At 46.2% G+C, this 4,839-nt stretch carries 4 protein-coding genes; all 4 read left to right on the top strand.

The features are described from left to right. Positions 1–324: 324 nt before the first annotated feature. Entirely contained in the window at positions 325–1,686 is a 1,362-nt protein-coding gene (locus tag NO352_RS00015; protein ID WP_289354653.1) for a cytochrome ubiquinol oxidase subunit I, read from the top strand. After that, positions 1,683–2,735, top strand: a complete 1,053-nt coding sequence (locus NO352_RS00010) for a cytochrome d ubiquinol oxidase subunit II (protein ID WP_289354652.1) — start codon at positions 1,683–1,685, stop codon at positions 2,733–2,735. The genes NO352_RS00015 and NO352_RS00010 overlap by 4 nt, the downstream gene beginning before the upstream one ends. A gap of 116 nt (positions 2,736–2,851) precedes the next feature. Next, positions 2,852–2,959 carry a cytochrome bd oxidase small subunit CydS family protein gene (cydS, locus tag NO352_RS25240; RefSeq protein ID WP_005551605.1) on the top strand — a complete coding sequence of 36 codons (108 nt, stop codon included), beginning with the start codon at positions 2,852–2,854 and terminating at the stop codon, positions 2,957–2,959. 452 nt (positions 2,960–3,411) lie between these two features. Beyond that, the coding region (locus tag NO352_RS00005) for a polysaccharide lyase 6 family protein (RefSeq protein ID WP_289354651.1) at positions 3,412–4,839 on the top strand (1,428 nt) is incomplete at its 3' end.

The following is a 4,839-nucleotide window of genomic DNA, read 5'->3' as shown; positions in this document are numbered from 1 at the left end:
TCTTTTCATTTTTTGTGAATAGAGTCACAACGAAAAAAAGAAGATAAGACTAACTTTCACGATTTCATCATAGACATCGAAAAAACGGGCATCATTTCACTAGGAGTATGGATTGCGGATCACATACTTCGAGGGCGACCTCTATGTATATAAGGAAGGGGAGCAATAATGGAATCTGACAAGAATCATGTTGCAAAAATAAGAAAACAAGAAAAAATACTAATCATTACATGCTTTGTTGTCGGCACTATTATGCTGCTGTCCTTTCTGCGGCGGCTATTCTGAACGTCAGGAATTTTAATTTAGAAGGAGTGTTGACCTTACATGCTCACCTATGATCCAGTTGTCTACAGCCGCATCCTTACCGGGCTAACACTGTTCGTACATATCGTTTATGCCACAATTGGCGTTGGAATGCCGCTTATGATCGCGCTTGCGGAATGGATCGGGATTAAGCGCAACGATTCTTACTATCTGCTCATGGCACGGCGCTGGGCTCGCGGCTTCACCGTTACCGTAGCTGTAGGGGTTGTAACCGGCACTTGTATCGGTCTGCAGTTGAGTTTACTATGGCCGAACTTTATGAGAGTTGCAGGACAGGCTATCGCGCTCCCCTTATTTATGGAGACATTCGCCTTTTTTGTGGAAGCGATATTTCTCGGCATCTATCTGTATACCTGGGATCGCTTCAAAAATCGCATCTATCACTTTCTGCTGCTTATCCCGGTAGCCATAGGGTCTTCCGCTTCCGCCTTCTTCATTACCTCGGTAAATGGCTTTATGAACGCGCCGCGCGGATTCGATCTGGTCAACGGCAAAATGACAAATATCGAACCCATCGTAGCGATGTTCAATCCGGCAATGCCTACTAAAGTTGGACACGTTCTGGCTACGGCCTATGTAACCTGCGCCTTTATTATGGCGGCGATTTCTGCGCTGTCTCTGCTTCGCGGCCGTACTCATGCGTATTACAAAAAAGCGCTTCGCATGTCGATGGTAACCGCGCTCCTATTCTCTGTCGCTTCAGCCGTAATTGGCGACTTTTCCGGCAAGTATTTGCATGAGTACCAGCCCGAGAAGCTCGCGGCTGCGGAATGGCATTTTGAGACGAAGCCCCATGCCGAGCTCGTCTTCGGCGGCATCCTTACGGAAAAGAATGAGGTGAAATACGGATTCCGCATCCCTTATGCACTGAGTATTTTGGCGGGCGGCACGCCCGATACCGTCGTAAAAGGCCTAAATGATGTTCCCGTCGAGGAAAGGCCCCCGCTGAAGGCGTCCCATTATTTCTTCGATTCCATGGTATTCATCGGCATGTATTTGACAGTCGTGTCCCTATGGTATGTCATCTGGTTCATGCGCAATCGCAGGCAAAGCCTGAAAAAACCGCATAATCGGTTGTTGTTAAGAGCAGTAGTGCTCGGAGCTCCGCTTGCGGTATTGGCGATTGAGTTCGGATGGATGTTCGCAGAGATTGGCCGCCAGCCATGGATTCTATGGAAGGTGATGACCGTAGCCGAAGGCGCGACGACCTCGACGCACGTGGATACGATGCTGTGGCTGTTCACCCTGCTGTACCTCTTGATTACCATTACTGCGATTCGTGTGATCATCCGCATGTTCAAGAGCAATCCTGCAGAGGACGAAATTAAAGCACTTGGCTGGGAAGGAGGAGGGAAGAAATGAGTTACGAATTAGTCGGCATTACCGTTCTATGGATATTCCTGTTCGGCTATTTGCTTGTCGCCTCCATCGACTTCGGAGCAGGCTTCTTCAGCTATGTCAGCACCGTGACCGGCAAGCGCCATATCATTCATAATGTGATCGAGCGCTATTTGTCTCCTGTATGGGAAGTGACAAATGTATTCTTAGTCTTCTTCTACATCGGGTTGGTCGGGTTCTTCCCGGATACGGCTTATTATTACGGAACAGCATTGCTCGTGCCAGGCAGTCTGGCGCTTATCCTGCTTGCATTGCGCGGCTCCTACTATGCCTTTAGCACATACGGGATGAAGAGCAATCGCATCTATGTGTTCCTGTACGGCGTAAGCGGATGGCTCATTCCCGCAGCGTTGTCCACTGTGCTCGCGATATCGGAAGGCGGGTACATTACGGAGGAGGCGGACGGCAGCATCTCCTTCCAGTTCCTGAGCCTATTTGCGAACATCTATCCATATTCGGTTATCGTGCTTGCTCTTGTCAGCGTACTGTACATTTCCGCCATGTTCCTGACCTACTATGCTTCCAAGGCCGAGGATGAAGCAGCGCTCAACATTGTACGCAAATATGCCTTGATGTGGTCCGCTCCCACCATATTAGCCAGTTTGTTCGTATTTTACGCCATTCAGGGGCATAACGCGGAACACTTCAACAATATGATCGATCGTGCATGGATGTTCGTCGTGTCCTTCCTGTTCTTCGTCATCGCCGTCTATTACGTATGGAGAAGACGACATTACGGCCTTGCCTTTCTGTGCGTCATCTTCCAGTTCGGATTCGCATGGTTCGGCTATGGTTCGGCGCATTTGCCTTATGTGCTCTACCCGTATATCAATGTGTACGAGCACGTCACGAATCAGGCTATGGCTTACGCGCTAATCGTTGTATTCGTCCTTGGGCTGCTCATTCTGCTGCCATCTCTGTTCCTGCTCCTGCGTTTGTTCCTGTTCGATGCGAACTATGTGAAAGGGATCAAAAATGGGAAAGGCGGACGTTCCGGCAAGAAGCACATCTAAGAGGATGAAGAAACGAATATGTAATTCATGCGAAGCTATGTAGCGGATGAAGCGGATGAAGCGGCAGGTATGTATATCGTGCAGTGCTATGTTGAATAAAAAGGAGCACCGAACAGATGAATCAATTTTTAATCTTTTATGCCCCGTTCATTATTGTCATTGCTTTCGTGATTGTCCTATTTTATTGGGGTTCGCGGGTAGACATGAATGAGGATGATATTTAGATCGCTGTCTTTAGGCAGCGTGTTCCAAAGGACCTTGCTGCCGTTCAAGCAAGGTCCTGTTAGTAAAGTCATGCTATCATGAGCATAATGGCATTAAAAAGTTGACTTCTTAATACATCGGCTACGCAATTGTAAGACAGTCCAGAAAGGTGAACAGACACAGCCTTGCATAACAAAGACTCCTCAAAAGATAAACTGTCCCTCATGTAAAAGACATTTTCAAAAAAGTCTAGGCAGATGAAAGAAGATGATCTCTGTATTCAACAGGGGTCATCTTTTTAAATTCCATTGATACCTGTAGTGGTTGTTTTTGTATAATTGTATACGCAAACCGTCCGTTACCAGTTGATCCAATATCCGTAACTTTTTAATTTTTCGCCAAATTTCAAGATCCTTTTATACCAAAAATAGGTTATATTTAGAATGCTGGATTACAATTTTATACAGAGGTGATGATATTGGTGAAACCTAGTAAAGTTAGACAATTATTACTTATGACCTTGTTGTCAGTAACCTTGCTTCCCGTAACAAGTTATTCGTTGGCGGAAAATCAGTCAGCCGGTGACCCGCCCACAGTAACAGACGCCGTTTATAACATTGCGCCTGAACCGGAGGTATTGTCGAGTCTAGCATCGAGGGTAGTAAAAGTGTCGAACTCTTCACAGCTAGAGAAAGCAATTGCCCAGGCCACTCCAGGGACAACCATCGTATTGGCAAATGGTACATACACAGGAAGCAAAGCGCTGCAAATCAGTGGTAAACATGGCACGAGTAAAAGTCCGATTACGATTAAAGCCGCAAACCGTGGGCGAGCGATTATTGCGGGTGCTGACGTGTTACACATTGTCCGTTCATCGTATATTGTCGTTGAAGGTCTGAAAATTACGAACACCGGAACTGCCGACCGCAGTGTAGCGGTTCAGCTTGACGGCTCGAACCATATTCGACTGACACGCAATACGTTTGCCGTTCCTGCAACTGGAAACAAGACGATCTGGCTGGAGATCAAAGGTGAGAATAGCTCTGACAACCAGATTGATCGCAACGATTTTAACGGAAAAAGCGATCCTGGACCAGTAATTGCTTTTAGTGGATTTATTAAGGGAACTAATAAACAAATCTCTCAGCGTGACGTGATTGAATACAACCATTTCCGTAACGTTACGTATTCTGAAGCAAACGGCAATGAAACGATTCGTCTTGGAATATCGAAGATTTCCTTATCCAAGGGTGAAAACAAAGTCCAATACAATCTATTCGAAAATTGTGACGGCGATCTAGAGGTGGTGTCGGTAAAATCAGGCGGAAATGAGGTCAGATATAACACTTTCATAAATAACCGTGGCGGATTGACATCCAGACATGGCCACAATAACAAATTTTACGGCAACTTCTTCTTTGGAGATGGCGTGAAGGAGAAGGTACTGGGCATTCGGGTATATGGAAATGATCATGAAATTTATAACAATTATATGGAAGGCATAACAGGTGATGCGATATTTCTGGACAGCGGCAAGTATGACGGTGGAACAGATGGGAAACCAAAGAATCCTACAGATGAAGATTTGAGTTCCCAATGGCGAGTGTATCGTGCAACAGTCGTAAATAACACCATTGTTAATAGTAAAGCCGGGATTACGGTCGGTTCAACGAATACGACTAAAAAATACGCCCCGACTGGAAGCTGGGTAGCCAACAATATCGTCGCGAACAAGACGGGCATCTTATATCACGAGCCTATCAGCACCGACACTGTCTATAAGGGTAATATCGGCTATGGAAGCACATTGAACAATGCGTCACGCGGCCCTTCTGAAATATTAGCCAAAGACCCAGATTTTATCATTTCGGAAGGCTTGCATAAACTATCTGCCAAGAGC

It is taken from the genome of Paenibacillus sp. S-12 (genome assembly GCF_030363895.1).
Lineage (GTDB): Bacteria > Bacillota > Bacilli > Paenibacillales > Paenibacillaceae > Paenibacillus_B > Paenibacillus_B alvei.
The sequence above is the reverse complement of the archived record's forward strand: the minus strand, read 5'-3'. Positions and strand labels throughout refer to the sequence as shown.

Bases quoted from the DNA above. Each gene is read 5' to 3' on its own strand.
- NO352_RS00015 (WP_289354653.1), top strand. From the start codon at position 325: ATGCTCACCTATGATCCAGTTGTCTACAGCCGCATCCTTACCGGGCTA.
- NO352_RS00010 (WP_289354652.1), top strand. From the start codon at position 1,683: ATGAGTTACGAATTAGTCGGCATTACCGTTCTATGGATATTCCTGTTC.
- cydS (WP_005551605.1), top strand. From the start codon at position 2,852: ATGAATCAATTTTTAATCTTTTATGCCCCGTTCATTATTGTCATTGCT.